The organism is Pseudoduganella sp. RAF53_2 (assembly GCF_052113985.1).
Lineage (GTDB): Bacteria > Pseudomonadota > Gammaproteobacteria > Burkholderiales > Burkholderiaceae_D > Rugamonas.
Genome location: NZ_JBFRDW010001058.1, coordinates 1 through 1,114, shown reverse-complemented (window position 1 = coordinate 1,114; position 1,114 = coordinate 1). Strand labels below are relative to the sequence as shown.

1 protein-coding gene is annotated in these 1,114 nt (G+C 52.2%); it reads right to left on the bottom strand.

Features of this window, described 5'->3' with window-relative positions; all coding sequences use genetic code 11:
- Window positions 1–298 precede the first annotated feature (298 nt).
- On the bottom strand, window positions 299–769 hold the full coding sequence (locus AB4Z11_RS32290) for a hypothetical protein (protein ID WP_442030351.1): 471 nt from the start codon (window positions 767–769) through the stop codon (window positions 299–301).
- Window positions 770–1,114 lie beyond the last annotated feature (345 nt).

The window sequence follows — 1,114 nt, the reverse complement described above, 5'->3', positions numbered from 1 at the left end:
GTTACGGGGTTCATGATAACGTCCGTGGGAATGCCCTCCTGATGAGTTCGGCTCTCATCAAAACAAGCGGCGTAAAAGCGAAGTTAATAGCAATGGGATCACTCGCTGGAAAAGTACAGCATAAGGCTTCGTCCAATGCCGCATCACAATGCGACTGATCGAAGGTCTCGGTATCGCCCCCCGGCAGGGCGCTGTCCCCAGACGGGGACACTGATAAATATCTGTCCATATGAAACTCGCACAAAACAACGACAGTCATTCGCAATCTGGCCATTAGTTCATCGACCGCGCGAATGTCTCAGTCAGATGCATTAAATTCACTATTGGCTATATTCGGGATGCCGTCGGTACGCATGCGCACATATGCAATCGCAACGTCGAGACAACGATTCAACGTCCGAAATTCGTCGACGGAAAAAGGCGCGTCACGCTCCACAGCAAGGTCTGTGATGGCCTGGCACAAATCGCCATAGTTGTGGACCACGTCATTGACGGTAAACCCCAGTGCCAGCATGTCTTGGCCGTGCAGTGTCGCAGACGCACCGACCTCTCCGTGTGCTATTCCGCGATCAGAGATGGGGAGCATAACTTGGCCTTCGAAGGCGTAATTCGACTGTTCGGAACGTAGAGTACGAATCAACTGTTCAAGAAACATCGGCACGCCGTTCTGCAATTGTTCGGCGGTCGCGATGTGTTCACGTGCAGCCACTTTTGCCCGACAGCGAGCGATGAGTTCGCGTCGATTATTAGCCAGGAACTCGTGCAGCATCGCAGTCCTCCTCCCCCCGCACTCAATCCGGCCGATCGGTTTCTTGCAGGGCCGTCGAATATTTTTCTCTACTCCATCAGTATAGGGCGAACCCGGCCATGATACTTGCAGAATCTCCAGTCCGTCTGGCCTAGTGCGTATGTTCGTAGACGTACAGTACAAAGGACAGAAGCGAGGCAAAATAATACGGTGCTGGTTCAAAGGGAGCGACGTGAAAACCGACCTACAGCGGCTCAATTCGCTATTGGAGCGGTTCATGCTACGATGCCCTTCTAAAGGAGGATGTATGGACGCCAATATTCCATCTGAGTACCTGGGTCCATTCCAAGAAACATTGTTTGAGGA